General features: G+C 65.2%; 11 protein-coding genes. 2 read left to right on the plus strand and 9 right to left on the minus strand.

The features are described from left to right. Window positions 1–64 precede the first annotated feature (64 nt). The 9 genes from ACLJEU_RS15790 to ACLJEU_RS15830 all read right to left on the minus strand — a co-directional run bounded on the left by ACLJEU_RS15790 (window position 65) and on the right by ACLJEU_RS15830 (window position 15,913). Complete coding sequence (locus ACLJEU_RS15790) at window positions 65–1,504, minus strand: amidohydrolase family protein (RefSeq protein WP_414661478.1); 1,440 nt, start codon at window positions 1,502–1,504, stop codon at window positions 65–67. Window positions 1,505–1,883: 379 nt separating this feature from the next. Next, window positions 1,884–3,434: a sodium:solute symporter family transporter gene (locus tag ACLJEU_RS15795; RefSeq protein WP_414661477.1), complete on the minus strand. Its 1,551-nt coding sequence runs from the start codon at window positions 3,432–3,434 to the stop codon at window positions 1,884–1,886. A gap of 60 nt (window positions 3,435–3,494) precedes the next feature. Continuing rightward, the gene (locus ACLJEU_RS15800; RefSeq protein ID WP_414661476.1) at window positions 3,495–4,691 is read right to left on the minus strand and encodes an exo-alpha-sialidase; all 1,197 of its coding nucleotides are present in this window, start codon (window positions 4,689–4,691) and stop codon (window positions 3,495–3,497) included. A 23-nt stretch (window positions 4,692–4,714) separates the two neighbouring features. Next, a complete protein-coding gene (locus ACLJEU_RS15805; RefSeq protein WP_414661475.1) occupies window positions 4,715–6,031 on the minus strand; it encodes a sulfatase-like hydrolase/transferase in 1,317 nt (438 codons plus the stop codon). Continuing rightward, the gene (locus ACLJEU_RS15810) at window positions 6,028–7,977 is read right to left on the minus strand and encodes an alpha/beta fold hydrolase (protein WP_414661474.1); all 1,950 of its coding nucleotides are present in this window, start codon (window positions 7,975–7,977) and stop codon (window positions 6,028–6,030) included. The genes ACLJEU_RS15805 and ACLJEU_RS15810 overlap by 4 nt, the downstream gene beginning before the upstream one ends. A gap of 34 nt (window positions 7,978–8,011) precedes the next feature. Then, window positions 8,012–10,948, minus strand: a complete 2,937-nt coding sequence (locus ACLJEU_RS15815; RefSeq protein ID WP_414661473.1) for a TonB-dependent receptor — start codon at window positions 10,946–10,948, stop codon at window positions 8,012–8,014. 450 nt (window positions 10,949–11,398) lie between these two features. Next, window positions 11,399–12,628, minus strand: coding sequence for an exo-alpha-sialidase (locus ACLJEU_RS15820; protein ID WP_414661472.1), 1,230 nt, complete (start codon window positions 12,626–12,628; stop codon window positions 11,399–11,401). Between the two features lie 342 nt (window positions 12,629–12,970). Then, a complete protein-coding gene (locus ACLJEU_RS15825; protein WP_414661471.1) occupies window positions 12,971–13,852 on the minus strand; it encodes a helix-turn-helix transcriptional regulator in 882 nt (293 codons plus the stop codon). 246 nt (window positions 13,853–14,098) lie between these two features. Continuing rightward, window positions 14,099–15,913, minus strand: coding sequence for an FAD-dependent oxidoreductase (locus ACLJEU_RS15830; protein WP_414661470.1), 1,815 nt, complete (start codon window positions 15,911–15,913; stop codon window positions 14,099–14,101). A 355-nt stretch (window positions 15,914–16,268) separates the two neighbouring features. On the opposite strand from ACLJEU_RS15830, the gene rimO reads away from it, so the two are divergent. Both rimO and ACLJEU_RS15840 read left to right on the plus strand, forming a co-directional pair. Then, entirely contained in the window at window positions 16,269–17,684 is a 1,416-nt protein-coding gene (gene rimO / locus ACLJEU_RS15835) for a 30S ribosomal protein S12 methylthiotransferase RimO (RefSeq protein ID WP_414661469.1), read from the plus strand. Between the two features lie 223 nt (window positions 17,685–17,907). Then, entirely contained in the window at window positions 17,908–19,467 is a 1,560-nt protein-coding gene (locus ACLJEU_RS15840; RefSeq protein ID WP_414661468.1) for an ATP-binding protein, read from the plus strand. The last annotated feature ends 4 nt before the right edge of the window (window positions 19,468–19,471 follow it).

A 19,471-nucleotide genomic window follows, 5' to 3' on the forward strand; every position in this document is an offset into this window, starting at 1 on the left:
ATGTCAAACGCCCGTTCACCCGGCGAGTTCCTCTCCCCTTCCCCGTCCGCGCTGGCAGGGGAAATCAATCCCGCAAAGGGGCGCGGACGCCCGTGCCCGGGAGCACTCCGGCCTGCAACGCGCCGTCTCGCACCACGGCGACACCCTGCACCAGGACCAGTTGGAAGCCGGACGAGGGCTGGTCCGGCGCGGTGTACGTGGCCCGATCGGTGACCGTGGCGGGATCGAACACCACCAAGTCTGCATCCGCCCCCACCCGGATCCGACCTTTGTTTTTCATCGCCGGCACCCGGCCTTCGAGTCGGCGTGCCGGCATCAATGCCAGCTTTTCGATCGCCTGGGAGAGAGAAAGGAGTTTCTCGTCGCGCACATAACGCCCGAGCACGCGGGCGCTCGAGCCAGCATGGCGCGGGTGACCGCGCAAGCCGTCACTCGCAATCATCGTGAGCGGATGGGCCACGCTTTCCCGAATCACCGACTCCGGGTTCGAGTGCAGGATCACCAGCCCACCCTCACGCCGATAGCGTTCGAAGCTCTCCGCCGTCAGCCGCTCCCCCGTCGCCGGCCACTGCAGATCGCCGTAGTCGTAACCGCCCCGCTCCCGCCAGCCCGGATCGAAGACGCTCGATCGGATTTCCGTCATGCCGGCGGTGTAAGGATAGCACTCGACAGTGAGATCAACTCCCCGGGCGCGGGCCTCGCCAATCAACTGGAGAATGCGCGGCGTGAACTGGTTCGCCGTACTTTGCACGTGACAGACATGCGCCGGCGCCCCGGTGATGACCGACGCCGCCACCAATTCTTCCACGGCCGAGAAAATATTCGCCGGGCCCGATCCTCCTTTGGACCGCATGTGCACGTGACACGGAGCACCATGCCGCGCCGCCACGCGAAACACCTCCAGCGTTTCCCACGGCGTGGCGGCCGGCGTGTACTGCAATCCGAAACCCACCGCGACGGCCCCACGCTTCAAACCGGCATCAATCACCTGACAGATCGCGGCAATCTCCTGATCCGTCGCCGTGCGCGTCGCGGCGGCGGAACTGGTCGGAGGCAGAAAAGCCGGTCGATCCCCCATCACCTGAAGACGACTGGGAATATGCCCGACGCTGACCGCATGATGAATCAGCATCCTGCCCTTCCTCGCGGCGTACCACGCGTCCACGTTCGCCGCGCCCACTTCCAGCTCCGCCACGAGCGTCACTCCGTCCTGCGCCTTCAGCGCCATGTCGGCTGGTTCCACCGCATGCTGGTGCAAATCGATGAACCCCGGCGCCACCACGCATCCGGAAGCGTCGAAGACCTCCCGGCCGGTCAACTCGGTTTCCGCAATCGCCTGCACCACCCCGGCCCGAATGCCCACGTGCCGCACCGCATCGAGCCCCGATTCCGGATCGACCACGCGGCCGTTGCGAATCACGAGGTCGAATTGCGCGTCAGCCGCTAACAGCGAAGCCGACAGCACCAACCATCCCCACGCGACCCGGGCGATTCGTGATTTCATTTTGCGGGAGCTGCTCCGGTCTTTTTCTTCGCCGGACCGAAAAAGAAACGGTGCAGCGTCCCCGGCCGATTTCCGGCAAACGACGCGGGCTGCTCGAACCATCGGTTCCACGGCCCACGCTGACGCGAGAACCAAACCAGCAGCCACGCGGGGTAACAGGGGCGCAACCATGACTTCAATTTCGCGTCCTGCCCGCCGCGGTCAAGCCGCAGTCGCGGCCCGCCTTGTGGCCGTGACTGCAACCCGAGGCTTATACCAATCGCTCTTTGCCTTTGGACTTTAGCCGTGGCTACGAGCGCCAGCGAGTGGTCGTTCGGCCACTCGCGGGCGCTCGTAGCCACGATCGATCCAGAAGTCCGAAAGCAGGCAGCGATTGATATTACTGCCCCGCTGCTTCCGGTCGTCCGTCGGCCTTTTTCATCGTCCACACCGTCAGGCCGCTCAAGTCCCGCGTCGACGCGCGTCGGAAACGCGCGATGCCGTAGGCGATGGCCATGAACACCAGGTTCACGACCGTTCCCACCCAATAGCTGTGCACCGGCACGCGCCACGCCTCCGGCAGCACCTTCATCACGCCAAGCCCAAGGTAAACGTTGAGCGCGACGGCGACGGCCAGCGCGATGTTCACCGCAAAGCCATCCACCCGCCGCGTGAAGAAGCCGAGCATGTACACGCCGGTGATCGCGCCGCCGAGCACGCTGAACACGATCAGGCTCACGTCGTTCATGCTTTCCTTCTCGAGGCGCGAAAAGAACAGCGCCCCGCCCACCGCCAGCACCAGCGCAGCCACCGTCGCCACGCGCGCGGCCGTCAGATAAAAGCGATCGCTCCGGCCCTTCGCCAGGTACGGCTTCAACACATCGACGACGGTCACCGTCGCGATCGAGTTCACGCCGGAATCGAGGGCACTCATCGCGGCAGCCAAGACCGCTGCGATTACAATGCCCGCGATGCCGACCGGCACGTGCTTGAAAACAAAATACGGCAGCATCTGGTCCGGCTGGAGACTCGCGACCGCCGGATCGGGGAACACCCTGAAGAACACGAAGAGCGACGTGCCGATGAAGAAGAACATCGTCCACACCGGCACCGCCACCGCGGAGAAGATCATCGTCGCCTTGCGCGCCTCCCACGTCGATTTCGCCGACACGTACCGCTGCACGATCGTCTGCTCGCCGGAGTAGATGTTGAGCCAGTTCAGGAGCCCGAGGATGGCCACGGTCCAGAACGTCCGCTGGTGCACGTCCCACTCGAATTTACCGAGGCTGAACTTGTTGTTCGCCGTCCCGACGTCGACGATCTGCGCGAAGCCGCCGGGCATTTCCTTCACGACGCAGATCAGGCAGAGCACGCCGCCAAGCACCTTGATCGCCGCCTGAATCGCGTCGGCCCACACCACGGTCTCCATGCCGCCGGCGACCGCATACAGCGCGACAAACACGCCGGCCCCGACAATCACCCACTCGATGGACGCACCGGTGAGAAACTGCATCGGCAGCGACATCAGGAACAGCACCTGCGCCAACCGGATCAGCTGGAGGAAAATGAAACTCGCCGTGCCGTACAGCCGCGCCACGGGACCGAAGCGATCGCCGAGGTACTCGAACGCGGACGTCAGCCCGGCCCGGCGGAAGAACGGGATGAAGATCACAATCGCGACGACCGCCACGATCGGCACCATGAGATTCACCGTGAGCTGACGCCAGTCGAGGACGTACGCCGCCGCGGGCAGCGCGAGAAACGTGGTCGAGCTGATGATGCTGCCAAGCATCGAGAGCCCGATCACCCAGCCGGGAAAATCGCGATGCCCGACAAAGTAGTGTTCCGCGGTCGCGCTGCGGCGCGCCGAGATGAAGCCGAGCGTCAGCATGCCGACCAGATAGGCCGCAATCGCGATCGCATCGAGCGGACGAATGGTGAGTGAAGTCAAAGGAGGGAGTGGAGGGACAATTCCAAGATCAGGCCAGCCGGCGCGATCGCCGCCGCGCGCCTAGCGTGGCCCCCCGCCCGGCTGCGCCGCTTCCAACCCCGCCAGATCCGCGACGCGCACCTGCAGGACTTCGACCGTGGACTTGGCGGTGGCGAACGCCACGTAGAGATGGCCGTCGTGGTGCATGACGTGGGGATAGTCGACGTGACGGCCGCCGACGAGATAACCCATGGCGTGGAAGACGAGGCCGTCCCGGCTGATCGCGAGCGTGAGCGGATCGCGTCGCTGCGGGTGCGGATTCGACACCAGCACATAGCGTCCGTCGGGCAGCTGCACGCCGCTGAACTTCGACTTGGCATCGGGGAAGTTGGTGCGCACCGGCCGCGTCCAGGTCCGGCCGTGGTCGGTGGAAAACGCGCGATACAGAAAGCCCGACGAGCGATTGTCGCGGAAGAGCGCGACGATGGATCGATCCGGCAGCACCCACCAATATGGTTCCTCGGCCTTGAACGAGGAATCGCCATAACCCACGGCGTTGAACGACGTCCACTGATCGAATCCCTTCACGCCGCCGACGAGGAAGTGCACATCCTGGCGTCCGTCCCGCCGCGACATCATCCACTCGCCGTTCGGCAGCCGCGCCGGCGCGAAGTTGTTGAGCGCATCATCGAACATCAGGCCGAGATGACGCCACGCCGCCGGCGTTTCCGTCGCCAGTTCGAACGCATGCAGCGAAAGTCCCGGGCCCGCGTATCCAGGAGCCTGATAACGGCTGGCGAGCGCCAGCAGCCGCCCCTCGCGCACCCAGAAGCCGCGCGCGATCCAGCCGTATCCGGGATCGGGCACGCTGCCGAGCCGGCCGATCGGTCCCCAGTTGAGTCCGTCCGGACTCGTCGCAAACGAGACCACCTGTCCGGCGCGATCGTGACCGGGCACCTTGCCCTGCCCGCGCGACTCACCCGGTCCGTCGCTCCACATCGCCCAGAACCGACCGGCGAAGTGAACGAGATAGTTGTGCTGGTTCACCCGGTGTCCGCCCGCGCCGAGCACGTCGCTCACGACGGCATGCTTCGACGGAATGCGCGGCAGCCGATCGAAATCGATCTCATGCGGATTCGCCGGCACCCAGGGTCCCGCGAGCATGATCGGCGACGACGGATTGCGCACCGGGTCGGGAGCGCCCGGCGGGTTGGCCGCGAAGGTCGGCGCCGTGGCCCAGAGAAGTGTGCCGAGCGAAATGAGGAGGTGCCGTTTCATAAAAATGCTGGAGCTCGCGCGCCTTACCGTGCCGTGGAGCGCGGGCCCACGTCGCGTTCCCACGCGGCGAGCGCGAGGCTGAGGTCGCGCAGCCGTTCCGGCACGGACGCGGCGAGATCGCGTTGCTCGCCCAAGTCCGAACGCAGGTCGTACAACGCGGCCGTCTCCCCGGTGACGACGAGCTTCCAGGGACCACGGCGCACCGCCTTCTGCTGGGCGTCGCACCAGAACAGGGTGCGCGCCGGCAAGGCCTCATTGCGGAAGAGCAGCCCGCTCAAATCCACTCCATCGACGGTATCCGGACTCCGCGTACCCGCGACGGCCGCCAGCGTGGGCAGGAGATCCATCGTGAGAACCGTCTCGGTCCGGACTTGCCGCGGAGCAATGCGCCCGGGCCAGTTGGCGATGGCCGGCACCCGGTGTCCGCCCTCGGTCAGATCACCCTTCTGCCCCCGCAGCGGGCCGTTGCTGCCCACCCAGGCGTAGGCGCCATTGTCCGAGCAAACGAAGACCAGCGTCTTCTCGCGCAATGCCAGCTCTTCGAGCAGGGCGATCACCCGGCCGACGCTCGCATCGGCGGCTTCGATCATTTCGCGATAAGCGCGCGGAAAGTCGGCCTTGGCCAGCGGTCCGTACTTCGACGCGTCGTCCCATTTTTTCCCGGTGGTGCGATGGGCCGGATCCTTCGGGCCTTGAAACGGAAAGTGCGCCGCCAAATGAGGCATGTACGCGAAGAAGGGCCGGTCGCGATTCGCTCGGATGAAGTCCAGCGTGTGCCGCGTGACGAGGTCGGTCAGGTAGCCCGGTTCGTCTGCCAGCTGCTGGTTCTTCCACCAGTCCACCTTCCCGTCGCGCGAAACATGGGAGTGGTAGTCCGGGTTGTTGTTCGTGCAGTAACTCTCGTGGAAGCCCTGGTCGTTCGGCCCGAACTTTGTCACGTGGCCGACGTGCCACTTGCCAAAGACCCCGCAGCGATACCCGAGCGGTCCGAGCACTTCAGCGATGGTCGTCTTCGCCAGCGGTACGCCGTCCGTGAGCGTGAATCCGATCGCCGCCTCGATGCCGCTGCGCTGCGGGTACTGGCCCGTCAGGATGGACGTGCGCGTGGGACTGCACACCGCTCCGTTGGAATGAAAATCGGTGAAGCGGGCGCCTTCGGCCGCGAGCCGGTCGAGGTGAGGCGTGCGATGGAGACGGTTGCCGTAACAGCCCAGATCCCCGTAACCGAGATCGTCGATGACGATCAACACGATGTTCGGACGCGTCACCGGCTCCGCCGCTCGCAGCCCGAAGGCTCCGGCCAGGCCCAACGCCAAAGCCCAAATCAGTGCCGGCTTCATGGGCAGACCTCCGCCGGGGTCCACGTGGTCGAGGCGATGAATCGCTCCGTGTGAGTGCCGAGGTTATAGTAGTAAACGGTCACCACTTTGCCATCGGCCCGCTGGAAACTGCGCGGGTAGCCGAGATCGTGCGCGACGGCATCCGCGCGGAGCACGATTTCCGGCTCCCAAGTCATGCCCTGGTCTCGGCTCAACCGGGCCCTGATGCCGAACGGCGGTGAACGATAGCCATACGTGAGACACAGTCGCCCGTCCTTAAGCCGGATCAACGACGGCGGATTTCCGCCCCGGCCGCCGGTGTCCGGCACGGGCCGTCCCGCCGCGTGCCACGTCCGCCCTCGATCCGCCGAACTCCACGCGTCAATCCAGTTACCCGCCGGATCGTTGACCCGGACTGCGGTCAGCCAGGCTGCGGGCGCGAGCGCGAGGGTCGACGGCATGATGCTGAAACCCGCCGGTTCTTCGCCGATCATCCCGACGCGCGCCCACGTCAGGCCACCATCGGACGTGCGCAGCGCGACCGGACGGCCCTCCTTGCCGTCGGACTTCAACGCCGTCACGAAAGCCGTCAGCTCCCGCGCGTCGTGCACGAGATAGTCGGTGCGTGCCTGCAAGCCCCGCAGTCCGCCTTCCGGCAGCCGGTGCGGCCCGCGCCACGTGCGGCCCCGGTCGTAACTGAAATAGTAGTACGATACCCCGCCGTGATAACGGAGCGTGAGCGCAAATCCCGGCCGCTGAAAATCGATCGCCTCCGTGAGCGGTGCGAGCAGGGCCACCGACGCCTCCGCGGTCAGGATGCCGGCCGGACGCTCGAACTGCCACGTCCGCCCGCCATCGACGCTGCGGGCAAACGCCGGCTCGGGTGGACGCGTGCGATCGATCTGATGACGCGCTGAATCCTGCTTCTTGTGCCAGCCGGCCGTAATTCCCACCAACACCTCGTCACCCCAGCTCCAGAGTCCATTGTTTGCCGGCCATCCGCCGAAGCGTCCGGGCTCGTGAAAGACGTCACTGTGCTCCGGAGCCACGGTCGCGAAACGCGTTTCCACCTTCCGGACAAAGTCATTGATGGCCGCGGCGACTGGCACGTCGTGCGGCGGATCGGTGACGTAGTGATCGGAACCGGCGATCCAACGCACCTCGACGTGAGGCTGCGTCGGGAGGAGCAGGGCTTCGTTCGGCAGTGGCTTGCGCCCGCGGTCACCCCACACGGAGAGCAGCGGAGTGCGCAGCGCGCGGACGATCGCTTCGCCGCCCTGCCATTTCGTCCAGATCTGGCCGAGCGCGGCGACCTCCTCGCTGGTCCAACGCTGACTCTGGTAACGGGCCTCGCGCTGGCGCCGTGCCTCCGCCTTCTGCGCTTCGTCGACCGGCGCCGCAGCGGGAAACGCCTCCCGCTGCACGCGCGCATGGACCCAGCCCTCCAGCGCAATCACCCCGCGCAACCCCGCGGGCCTTCTGCCCGCGACTTCCAACGCAATCATGCCGCCCAGACTGTGCCCGCCGATGTACCACGCGGGCAGCGCGGCCTGCGCCACCACGGCCAGCACGTCCGAGGCATAACGCTCGATCGTCGCGTACGCCGGTGTCGGCGGCGGCCAGCTGCGTCCCTGGCCGCGGCACTCGACGATCAGCACGCCGAAGGAAGGATCCAGCGTGCGGAGAAATCCCTGCTCCTGAAACTGGGTGCGATCACCGTGGGTCTCGGGCACCAGCACCAAAGTCGGCCCGGTCCCGGGCCGCAGGTAGTACGCGATGACGGCACCGTCCGACCGCACGACCGCATGACGTTGAAACGCCGGATCGTCGCGGGTGGCCTTCTGCTGCACGACATGCGCGGCCGAAGCTGCACTCGCCAGCAGCAGCGCCACGACAAGCGACCAGCCCGCAAACAATCGCGGCGCGGACGGCCGACCTTCAGTCCCCGCGGAAAAAAGACACGTCATGACGCGAGCCCGCGGGAAGGTTCTCCGGCCGGCCTCAGAACCGCCCGGACACGCCCATGTTGTAGCGCGTGCCGTAGCTGTCCGCGAACGTGATGCGGCCCCGGTCGCGGCCGCTGTAGTTCTCCGGCCACTTGTTCTGCAGGTTGATGATGTCGAAATAGAGCGAAAGGCGCGGGTGGAAATCGTATTTCAGATTGATGTCGATGGACTCGACCGGACGAAAACGGGCCTGGGCGTACACGTTCGCGTTGTAGCTGCGCAATTGGTCGCCCGTGTAGCGCCAGGCGATGCGCGCCTCCAGTTTGCGCCACCGGAACGAGGCGCCGGCATTCGCCGCCTTCGGCACAAAGCCCGCGAGCTCCGCCGCGCCGGCCTGGTACGTGCCTTCGGTTTTCAGATACGTGTAGTTCGCAAAGATGCCGAGGCCGTTGAACGGCTTGGGCAGCATCACGAGGCGCTGGTTGTAATTGATCTCCCAGCCTTCGACCTTGGCCGAACCCTGGTTGGCCGTCGTGTTCAACACGAAGCCCACGAAGTCGCCGCCAAAGCCGTTGTTCGGGCCGGCATCGATGTCGTCCACGATGCGCGCCAGGAAATCTTTGATGTCCTTGCGGAAGTAACCGACGGAGATCACGCCCGCCGGCTCCACATAGTATTCGAGCGAGAAATCATAGTTCTCCGACCGCTGCGGCTTCAGCCCGAGATTCGCCTGCGTGACGTTCCCGAGCCCGGTCGTCGCGTTGTAGCTGACCGTGGTCGTCGGATACAGGTCGGTCATGTTCGGTCGCGCCATTCCCGTGGAATAACTCGCGCGGGCCACGAACTGGCGCGTGAGATCGTAACGGAAATGCAGGCTCGGGAAGTAGTCGTCGTAGTTGCCCTCGCGTTTCGTCGCCGTCACGCCGGGCCGCCGCGGATCCGAGTAGCGCCCCTTGCCCTCCACGTCCGTGCGCTCGTAACGCACACCGCCCAGAATATTCAAGGCACCGACCTGCAGGCGCCCCTGCACGTAGCCGGCCGTCACGTCCTCCTGAATCTCACTGTAGTTCGGCGCATCCGTCGGTGACGTTCCCACCGGGCGAAACACCTCGGGCCGCGTGTTGAAGAGATTCCACGCCTTCGGAAAATCCACGCCCGGCAGCGACTGCCAGGTGCCGCCACTGTTGAAAACAGTGTAGGCCGGCTGGGTGAGCATGATCGACGCCAGATCGTCGTCCGCATTGCCCGCCACGCCGTCGGCGCCGGTGTAGTTCCAGTTCGGACGGCCCACGACGAGATTGCGGTACTGCTGACGCCACACACCGCCGGCTTTCAGCACCGGCGCGTACGCGCTCTGCTTGAAGCGCTTCGTGTAGTCGACCTTGGCGTTGTAGACATCCTCCTTGCCGGTCTCCGGCTGACCCTGCATCTGCCCGCGATAGTTCCGCAGATCGGTTTGGCCAAACAGAATGCTCGGGCCGTAGGTCTGGCGGAAGATCGGGCGCGATCGGTTCGCGGTGGTGTCGATCGACATGCCGATCGGCGACTGGAACGTCATGAGGAACGTCCGCAGGTTGCTCTTGAACGACGACGGCGCGTACGAGCCCTGCACCTGGATTTCCTGATCGCCCGCGAGCTTCAGCACGCCGCCCGCGTCCACGAGATACTGCCGGCCGGTCTTCTCGTTGTTGTCGCCGTCGAACGTCCAGTTCGCATGCAGCATCTCGGTGAAGCTATCGGAGAAACCCGGCGCGACGCTGGCGGTCAGGTTCGCGGTGGTGCGCGGCACGGTGCCCGCCAGAATCTGGGCGCGGCTCACGATGTTGTAGTCCGCAATGCGCCGCGTGGCGCTGTCGGACGCGGCGTAGACGAGCCGGTTGCTGTCGAAGAAATAGTAGCTGTGCTGGAATTTCACATACACGTCGGTCCGATCGTTCAGCCGGTAGTCGAATTTGAGCCCCGCGCCGGCGCGGATGCGCTGGTTGATGTTCGTCAGGGTGCGCGCCTGCGTCGTCCGGCCGTCCGCCTCGGCCCGCTGCACCTGTACCCGATCGCGCGGTGCCTCGGTGTCGGTGTAACTCAGCGACAGCGCCACGCCGAGATTGCGCTTCGCACCGACGCGCGTGAGCCAGGTCATCGCGGCATTCGGCGTGAAGTTCTTCAGGTCGTCGCGGTGGGTGTTGTAATTGAAACCGACGCGATACGTGAAAACGTTCTCCTTGAAATCGAGCGCCGACTTCGTGACGAGATTGGTCGAGCCGCCGATCGAATCGGCCGGCATGTCAGGCGTCGGGGCCTTCGTGACCTGCACCTCCTTGATGAACTCGGCCGGGATCTGATCGCTCTGCGCGCCGCGGTCGCCCTGGGTGTTGAAGCCGGAGAACGCGCCACTGCTGCGCACGCCGTCGATGTTGAGCGAGCTGAACTCCGGCGGCGTACCGCGGATCTTGATACCCACGACCTCGCCATTCTCGAACTCGCCGGAGACGCCCGGCAGGCGCACCATGAGATTGCCGATGTTGCCGTCGGCCACGCTGCCGAAGGCGTCGGTCGACACCACGTTCATCACATTCGCCGCCGTGCGCTGGCGCGTGATGGAGGCGGAGGTGCCTTCGCGATCGGCCGACACGGTGAACGCGTCCAGCCGCTGGACCGTGGACTCAAGGCTGACCGTGAGTTCAGCGACACCACCCGCCCGCACCTCGACGGTCGGCGTGGCGAGATCGAGGCCGGTGTAATACACGCGCAGCCGCTGGGGACCGGCCGCGAGATTGCCCAGCGTGAACTGGCCGTTGCGATCGGTGAGCACCGCGGCGCCGCTGCCGGCCGACACTTCCGCGCCCTCAAGATAGCCGCCGGTGGCGGCGTTCACCACGCGGCCCGCGACGCTGCCCGTCGCGGCCGGCTGGGCGCGAACGGGACTGCACACGCTGAGCAGCACCGCCGTCAGCAACAGCAGACGGCGCACAAGGAATCCAGGGGTCTTAGTCATGATGGACGGGGAAGCACTCGGGGTTGGCCGCGAAGGGGGAAGCGGTCGGGGACGTTGGAAGCAAAGCGAGGCCGCCAAAACAACACGCCGGACCCCGGGGGCCCGGATGCGAATTAGCTAGCAAGAGTGGGAAAAAGGTAGCGTCCGGCCTGAGCCGGAACAAGGCAGTTGCCCGCGAATCACGCAAATCCACCCGAATGCAAGAGGCTGGATGATACCAATCGCTCTTTGCCTTTGGACTTTAGCCGTGGCTAAGAGCGCCAGCGAGCGGCCGAACGACCACTCGCTGGCGCTCGTAGCCACGATCAATCCAGAAGTCCAAAAGCAAGGAGCGATTGGTATGAGACCGCACACCCAACGGTGCGCTGTGGCTGGCCGCCGTTCGAGCATCAGCCTGAAATTCGCGGTCATTCGGGTGATTCGCGGGAGTCCTTCTGGATGAGTCCGGCTTTAGCGCCCCGCCGGCATGCTCAGCCGATCCAGATCGGCGATGCGCACGCGCTCGATCTCGACCGACATCTTGGCCCCCGAGTGCGCGATGTAGAGATAACCGCCGTGCTCGATCATGTGCGGGTAGTCCACGTGCCGTCCGCCCACGACGTAGAACAGCCGGTCGAAGGTCATGCCGTCGCGACTGAGCGCCAGCGTGAGGGGATCGCGCTTCTTCGGATTGGAATTGGAGACCAGCGCGTAGCGTCCATCGCTGAGCCGCAGTCCGTGCAGCTTGGACCGCGCATCGGGAAAGTCCGTCTGCACCGGCGTGCTCCACGAGCGACCGCTGTCGGTCGAGAAGGCGCGGAACAGCGACTTGCTCCCGCCGTTGTCGCGGAAAAGCGCCATGAGGTTGCCGTCGGGCAGCGTCCACCAGATCGGTTCCTCGGCCTTCAACGCGATGTCACCGCCCGCCCCGCGCACGACGGGCACCGAGGTCCAGTTGTCGAGCGCCTTCACGCCGCCGATCAGGAACTCGACGCCGGTCTCCTTGTAATCGTGTTTGCGTCGGGTCATCGCCCACTCGCCGGTGGGCAGGCGCTGTGGCGGGAAGTTGTTGATCGCGTTCTTCTGCACGATGCCGCCGTCGACCCATTTCTCCTCACCCGAATTCCAGCGAAAGGCGCGGAGTTCGAGGCTCTCGCCAAAAAAGCCCGCGGCTTCGTCGAGCGAGACCAGCGCCAGCAACTGCCCCTCGCGCACCCAGAGGCCGCGCGAGATATAGCGGAGGCCTTCCTTCTTCCGCGTGTTGTAATGCGGTGAATCCGGGCCCGAACCCGGCGGGTAGCCGGTGAGGAGTTTCGGTTCGTCCCACTTCAGGCCGTCGACACTCGTCGAGTATTTCACGACCTGTCCCACCATATCCTCCACGCGCGGACCGTCGCTCCACATCGCCCAGAAACGGCCGTCGTGGTGGATGAGGTAATTGTGCTGATTCACGCCCTTCTTCGCCGAGACGTCGCAGATCACCACATGTTCGACGGGGACGCGCGGCAGGCGTTCGAAGTCGATCGTGGCCGGATCCGCCGGCACCCACGCGCCCGTGAGCATGACGCGCGAGCCGGGGTTCTTCGCCGGGTGCGGCGGCGCGACGTTGGCATTCGCATTGGCCGCGTGAGCGGAGGAGACGAAGCCGGCGGCGACGAACGCGGAGCAAAGGGCAAATCCAAGGAAGCGGGGTGATTTCATGGGACGAGGGCGAAGGTGGATCGGCTGCGGCCGGCGCGCACAGGCGAATAAACTAGCAAGAGGGGGAAAAAGGTAGCGCGGATGTGATGCTTGTTTTTGGACAGAATGGACGGAATGGGCAGAATCGCTGGGAGCTCGGATAACTCGCGGACTCGTGCGGTTGAGCGTTGAGGGCTGGGAGTTGAGAGAGAAATCAATCGATGTGGTGCTTGCCACTTTCCTGGATGCAGAACGCATCGGATCGATCTCTCAACTCTCAGCCCTCAACACTCAACTGTTCCGTTCCTCTCAGCGTCGCCCTCATTCTTTAAATTTGGGCCATTCTGTCCAAGCCTTCACCGGCTAGTCCTCATTCCGCTTGCGATATTCCCCGGGCGTGAAGCCAAAGCGCTGGCGGAAGCAACGGATGAAATACTGCACGTCGGTGAAGCCGCAGAGACAGGCGACATCCGTGACGTTGTAACGCAGGTCGCGGAGAAAGTGCAGGCTGCGCTCGAGCCGGATTTCGTTCACGTAGGTGCGGAAGTTCTGCTTCGTGTGCGCGTGGAAGAAGCGCGAGAAGTGGTTCGGGTGGCGGTTGAAAAACAGCGCGGTGCCTTTGCGGCTGAGTTCAGGATCGGACCAGTGCTCCGACAAATAGTCGCACACCGACTGCCACAGGACGGTATGCGTGCCGCGACCGTGCTCGGCGGAGCGTTCGACCAGCTGGGCTAACTCCGCGAGCAGGATCTCCATCAGCGCCGAAAACATCCGCTCGCCCAGGCGCGGCGACGGCGTCTCGCGCAACAATTGCAGCAGATGTTCACCCTTCGCCCCGAGCATTTCCTGCGTGCCCCATTGCGCGAGATAACGGCTGGCAATGGAACCGTCCTTTGCCATGCCGCGTCGCGCATGAATCGTCAGCCGCGTGGAGTCGGCGCGCAGCACGACCCCGAGCGATCGATACGGCGTACGCGGCACCGGACAGATCCACGTGTACGGGGCAAGGAAGAGCACCTGGCCGGCCGCGAGATCGAAGATCACCTCCTGATCGTTTTCGACGGTGAGAAATGTTCCCCGACCCTCGAGCCCAACGATGAGCCGCGGCACCTCCATGAAGTACGCCGGCTGTTCATGCGCCGGCCGCTTGCCCTCGAGCACGCGGCGAACCGGCAACGCCGTCGGCGCATCAAGCCACGCGGTCAGCGCAGTCAGAATTTTCCGGCGATCATCGACAGGGGGCATGCGTTACGCGGAGAGAGAAAGCGACGGGAGCGCGAGAGAAGGAGAGACAGAGAGACGGAGGGATAGGGAAAGAGATCGCGGTTGCAAACGCGATGGCTGGCAAACTCCCGCTGCGGCGGTGCGGATGATGGAGGAGGAGAAAACCTCCAAACCACCGGAGCGGTTGCCCACGGAACACACGGAATACACGGAACTCTGATTTTCCGTGTATTCCGTGTGTTCCGTGGGCAACCGCCTGGATCGGGGTCACGCCCGCAGCGGATGCGTCTCGTGCACTTGATCCGGTGGTGCATCGAGTCGGACCGATGCGGGCACCACGGTCTCGCCCAGGATTCGTTCGACGGAGCCGTGCCAGAATTTCAACGCGCCGCTGCGCTCCACGTACACGATGGCCAAGCCTGTGCGCGTGGCGATGCAGGCCGGCGTCACCTCATCGCTGCACGCGGGCAGCAAACCGATCGCATCCGACCAGGTCGCGCCCCGATCGGCCGACAGCGCCACGCTCAAACCAGCAGGCGTTGCGCGCAGCCGCACGTGGCGTCCGTCATCGACCAACACGGCGGAGACGGCCCCGAGCGGAGCGGTGCCACGGCCGCCGGAGCTCGTCGCGGCAGGCGCGCGGACGGACCACGTTTTCTCCCGTCGATCGGCGTGCCACTCACCCGCCCCGCCCGCGCCCGGGCCGTGCCACGTGACGACAAACCGGGCATCGCGTTCCTGCCGCACCTGCAGCGAGCCGTAGTCCGTGGGTGAGCCTCCGGTGCGAATCGTTTCGTGCGCGAACAGATCGCCGCGCAGATAGTCGCCATAGTCCGACAGGTTCAACGACTGCCCGCCGGCCTCGATTGCCGCCTGCAACGACGCGATGTCGACCCGGGTCAGGTCGCGGTCGTGCGCGAGACACTGGCGCGCAGCATGACCGGCGGCGAAACCCATCTGCGCCACGACCGCCATCACGCGAAACGCGCTCATCGCGGTCTGATCCCCGGACGCGCCGCGACCTGGCACGAGCAGGTTCTTTGCGCTCTTCGGAATCATCATGCGCAACGGCAGGTGGTGCGGATCGAGCATGTCGGTGATGCCCGTGCCGGCCCGCTGCATCCGGTCGGGCCAGTGAAAATCGATGTGATACGTGTTAACGGCGACAGCGTCGGGGAACGTCACCGCGCGCCGCGCCTCAACCTCTGTGAGCACGTGTTCGCCGATGATCCGCCGTTCCTCGCGCACGCCGATGCCGCGCGAAACCGACGCCAGCACGTGCGTATCCAGTTTCCGGCCACGATAGCCCACCACCTGCAGGTAATAGATCAGCGCGTGCATCTGCCGGCGGGCAAACACCTCGGCCGCGGAACGGCTCAGACCGTCGGCGGCGTCGAAGCCGACCACCTTCATCTTCACCTCGACCTTGCCGGAGGGAAACCGGTGCAGGCTCGTCATCGGAATCTCGTTGTCATGCGTCCAGCGCGGACAGCCGTCGGGCAGCACCGGCGTGACCGGCCGGCCCGTGTCCCACAACGTGAAGTACAGACTCATCGGCAGCTGCCGGTTCGCGCCCTCGTGCACCACCGGAAAACCCGTCAGCAGTGGCACGACACACGCGCCGGACGCATCGATGACGAAACGAGGCGTCACCGTCAGGAGTCCGCCGGCCGTCGAGAGCGTCAGTTCCCGCACCACGCCTTCGCTCGCCACCGCGGCAATCACGCGTGTGTGGAGCAGCACCTCGATGCCCTGCGCGAGCACCATTTCCTGCAGGAAGAAGGCGCACCACTCGAGATCGTAGGCCCGGCGGTCGTCGTTCGGGCGGTACGGCTCAATCAAGCCGTGCCGCGCGAGCCGCGCCACGAGTTCGGCAAACGGGGCGTTGACGCGCGCGGTGTCGCCGCAGAAGCCGGCCACGCCGCCCGCGGTGCCCTGGCCGCCGAGCACGTTGCTCGGTTCGACGATCAGCACGCGCGTACGCGGGCTCTTGGCGGCGAGCGCGGCCATCACGCCTGCCATGCCTCCGCCCACGACCACGAGATCGACGACGGAAGAAGAGATGAGCGCAGGGGTGGGCATGGACGGGAGTGACGGTGATACGCCGCGACGGGATTTTACCGGAGGGTAAAGACGCACTCAGAAAAGGAAAAATGTAGCACGTGCGACCACCTGCCGCGGCGCTTGACTCGCCCGGCACGCTCTGAAACATCGACCCTTCACTCTACCTACATCCATGGGCCAACAACTGAATAAGTACGAGAAACGCAAACGCCGGGCTGCCTACTTGAAGCGCAAGAAGGAACGCACGAAGGCGACCGCCAAGAAGAAGTAAGCGTTCGAGCCCATAGGGTTCACCTGCCTGCCGCGGCCCCGATCTGTCGGGGCCGTTTTTGCTTTTCGCCGGTATGACGGCAGCGTGTTCGTTTCCCTCCGCATGATCAAAGTCAGCCTCATTTCCCTCGGTTGCGCCAAGAATCTCGTCGATTCCGAGATCATGGTCGGTCACCTGCACCAAGCCGGCATGACGGTCATCCCGGAGGCGGAAAACGCGGACGTCGTCATCGTCAACACGTGTTCCTTCATCGACTCGTCCAAGGAGGAGTCGATCGGCCACATCCTCGAGGTGCACCAGCAGCGCGGCATGAAGAAGCGCCGCAAGCACCAGAAGCTGATCGTCGCCGGCTGCATGTCGCAGCGGTTCTCGAAGAATCTCGAGACTGAGCTGCACGATGAAGTCGACGCCTTCATCGGCCTCGATCAGGTCACGCAGGTCGGGCCGATCATCGAAAAAATCTACGCGCGCGATCGCGCCGCCGGCGAGGCGCCCGCTTCGTTCATCGAGGGGCGCTCGACCTACATTCCCGATTACGACACGCCGCGTTTCCGGCTCACGCCGCGGCATTTCGCGTACATCAAGATTGCCGAGGGCTGCAATCACCCGTGCACGTTCTGCATCATTCCGCAGATTCGCGGCCGGCACCGCAGCCGCACCGTCGAGAGCGTCGTCGCCGAGGCGCGCCAACTCGTGCGCGAGGGCGTTAAGGAGCTGAATCTGATTTCGCAGGACACCACATTCTTCGGCATGGACACGTGGGACGAGCGCCCGAATCCCCGCACGCCGGTAGACTCCTCCCGCGGCACTGCCCTCACCACGCTCCTCCGCGAACTGAACGCCATTGAAGGCGATTTCTGGATCCGCCTGCTCTACACGCATCCGGCGCACTGGAGCGACGAGCTGATTCGCACCATCGCGGAGTGCCCGAAGGTCGCCCGCTACATCGACATTCCGTTGCAGCATATCAGCGACCACATGCTCGGGCTGATGCAGCGTGAAACGTCGTCCGCCTACATCCGCGACCTGATCAAGCGAATCCGCGCCGGCATTCCGGGCATCGCGGTGCGCACGACGTTCATCGTCGGGTTTCCGGGCGAGACCGAGGCCGACGTCGATGAGCTCTGCGCGTTCATCCGCGAAACGAAATTCGAACGGCTCGGCGTGTTCCGCTATTCCCAGGAGGAAGGCACGCGCGCGGCCAAGATGGCCGGACAGCTGACGCCCAAGGTAAAGGAAGCGCGCTGGCATCGCGTGATGAAGCTGCAGCAGGAAGTCGCCGCGCAGGTCAGCGCGAGCCAGGTCGGCCGCACGCTCAAGGTCCTCGTCGAGGAGCCCGGCGTGGCCCGCGGCGCCGCCGACGCCCCGGATATCGACGGTCGCGTGTACGTGCCGATCACGATGCCCGTGGGGGAATTCGCGCCGGTGAAGATCACCGGCTACGAAGACTACGATTTGCTCGCCCTGCCCGTGGGGCAGGAACCGGCCACCCGCAAGGTGGCGCGGCAGGCGCAGTAGTCGGCGGGCGACTTGCGGGAATCGACCGATTTGGACCGCGACCGCCCCCGGTCGCATCGGCCGATTGCGACCGAGGGCGGTCGCGGTCCGGTCCGGGCTCCATCCGCCCGCCACTCCGTAGCGCCACTTAGCGCGATTTTTACCACGGTACGTAGTCAAGTAGTAGCACCGCCTTTTGCCCGTCCATTCCGGCTGTGCAGGCTCGGAGGGTCCAGCCACTCCGATGCCGTTCGTTCTCGACGTACTCACGTTCATTCTGCGCTTCCGCCTCGACGCCATCGCCGTCGCGACGGTGGTGTTGATCGCATGCGTCGCCTGCCGGCTCCATGTGCGCCGGCGCGGGGCGGCGCAGGAGCTTTCCGATCTGACGTGCATGACGGTCGCAGTGCTGGCGATCTCCGGCGCGCTGCTCGCCGAGTGGACGACGCTCGTGCTCGGCCAGCCCGGAGGAACGCCGCTGGCCACGATCATGCTGGCCCGCGGCGCGGTGCTGGGCGCGGCGCTGCTCCTGTGCGCGGTGATGCTGACGTCCGCCGCCCGACTCGCGCTGCTCCGCGCGGAACTTCGCGTCCACGCGGACGCCGGCCGGCAGTTGCAGCAGGCCAAGCTGCAGGCGGACGAGGCGAACCGCGCGAAAAGCGACTTCCTCGCCGTGATGAGCCACGAGATCCGGACGCCGTTGAATGCCGTCATGGGATTCGCCAATCTCCTCGCGGAGACGCGGCTCGATGAGGCCCAGCGCGGCTATGTTTCCACCATCACGACGGAAGGCGCGCGCCTCGGCGCGATCATCAACGACATTCTCGATCTCACCAAAATCGAGAAAGGCCGGCTGATCCTCGAACGCCTGCCCTTCGCGCCAGTGGAGACCGTGCAGGAAGTCCTGCGGCTGCTGAATCCGCGCGCAGCGGAAAAGAAAATCGAATTGCGCTTCGAGGCCCAGATTGCCGGTGCCCTGCTCGTGGGCGGCGATCCGCTGCGCTTCCGCCAGATTCTCGTGAACCTCGTCGACAACGCGATCAAGTTCACCACCCGCGGATCCGTCACCGTTTACATGGCGTGGAAAGCGCCCGAGTCCACCCACCAGCCCGGCCTGCTGTCGATTCGCGTCCGTGACACCGGCATCGGTATTCCGGCGGAGAAGGTGAAGGATCTCTTCCAGATGTTCATGCAGGCCGACACCTCGACCACGCGTCGCTATGGCGGCACCGGACTGGGCCTGGCGATCTGCCAGCGGCTCGTGATGCTGATGGGCGGCAAGATTGTGGTGGAGAGCAAGCCCGGCGAGGGATCAGAGTTTTCATTCAGCCTGCCGCTCACGACGTTTGCCATGCCGGTCGAACCGCCGCCGCCGGAACTGCCGGCGGCGGAAGTGCGGGCGCCGGCACCGCCCCGCATCCTCGTCGTCGACGATCTCGAGACGAACCAGTTCCTGATGCGGATTTTTCTGCAGCGAAACGGATTCGACCCGCACATCGCCGCAAGCGGCGAGGAAGCCGTCCGCCTGGCCGCCACCGAGCGCTTTGACGCCATTCTGATGGATCTGCAGATGCCGGGGATTGACGGCTACACCGCCACGCAGCGTATCCGGGCTGCGGAGACAGAGGAACGCAAGACGCCGATCATCGCGCTCACCGCCTCGATCGCGCGCGGGACCCGCGAAAAATGTCTCGCGGCCGGCATGGACGAGTATTTGGCCAAGCCGCTCGACCTACGCAAATTTCGCACGCTGCTGACGGCGCTCACCCGGTCGCCGTCGGACTCACGCCCGCTCCCGTCATGAAGGC

Source organism: Terrisphaera buseokensis, from assembly GCF_047521145.2.
GTDB lineage: Bacteria > Verrucomicrobiota > Verrucomicrobiia > Opitutales > Opitutaceae > ER46.

Bases quoted from the DNA above. Each gene is read 5' to 3' on its own strand.
- ACLJEU_RS15840 (WP_414661468.1), top strand. From the start codon at position 17,908: ATGCCGTTCGTTCTCGACGTACTCACGTTCATTCTGCGCTTCCGCCTC.
- ACLJEU_RS15830 (WP_414661470.1), bottom strand. From the start codon at position 15,913: ATGCCCACCCCTGCGCTCATCTCTTCTTCCGTCGTCGATCTCGTGGTC.
- ACLJEU_RS15790 (WP_414661478.1), bottom strand. From the start codon at position 1,504: ATGAAATCACGAATCGCCCGGGTCGCGTGGGGATGGTTGGTGCTGTCG.
- rimO (WP_414661469.1), top strand. From the start codon at position 16,269: ATGATCAAAGTCAGCCTCATTTCCCTCGGTTGCGCCAAGAATCTCGTC.
- ACLJEU_RS15815 (WP_414661473.1), bottom strand. From the start codon at position 10,948: ATGACTAAGACCCCTGGATTCCTTGTGCGCCGTCTGCTGTTGCTGACG.
- ACLJEU_RS15810 (WP_414661474.1), bottom strand. From the start codon at position 7,977: ATGACGTGTCTTTTTTCCGCGGGGACTGAAGGTCGGCCGTCCGCGCCG.
- ACLJEU_RS15820 (WP_414661472.1), bottom strand. From the start codon at position 12,628: ATGAAATCACCCCGCTTCCTTGGATTTGCCCTTTGCTCCGCGTTCGTC.
- ACLJEU_RS15825 (WP_414661471.1), bottom strand. From the start codon at position 13,852: ATGCCCCCTGTCGATGATCGCCGGAAAATTCTGACTGCGCTGACCGCG.
- ACLJEU_RS15805 (WP_414661475.1), bottom strand. From the start codon at position 6,031: ATGAAGCCGGCACTGATTTGGGCTTTGGCGTTGGGCCTGGCCGGAGCC.
- ACLJEU_RS15800 (WP_414661476.1), bottom strand. From the start codon at position 4,691: ATGAAACGGCACCTCCTCATTTCGCTCGGCACACTTCTCTGGGCCACG.